The following is a 352-nucleotide window of genomic DNA, read 5'->3' on the forward strand; positions in this document are numbered from 1 at the left end:
CGCGCTCGACGACTCGTTCGCGTACTGCCGAACGAGGTCCAGCCGCGAACCGAGCGTGGCGGTCAATGCAGCGATGGGCATTGGCGTGTGGTTCATATCGTCAGCCCGCCATGCGCTTGCCAAGGCCCCACGCCGCCTTGATGCCGCCCTTTACGGCCCCGCCGCTGATGCCGGCACCATTGCCAAACAGCTTGCCTGCAATGCTCGGAATCTCGAACGAAATGAACAGCAGGAAGATGCTCAGCACGAGCGCATAACAGGCGCCCGCCATCGTGTCGGTACCGATCGAGTTCACGTCACCGAGTGAAGATGCGAACGACGCGGTCACCAGCTTCGACATGATTGCCGCGAC

General features: G+C 62.2%; 1 protein-coding gene. It reads right to left on the reverse strand.

Translation table 11 applies throughout. The features are described from left to right. Nucleotides 1-100 precede the first annotated feature (100 nt). On the reverse strand, nucleotides 101-352 hold a 252-nt coding region (locus RVY79_RS18120), incomplete at its 5' end, for a hypothetical protein (protein ID WP_317465916.1).

This window comes from Chromohalobacter sp. HP20-39 (assembly GCF_033052815.1).
In the GTDB taxonomy this organism is placed as follows: domain Bacteria; phylum Pseudomonadota; class Gammaproteobacteria; order Pseudomonadales; family Halomonadaceae; genus Chromohalobacter.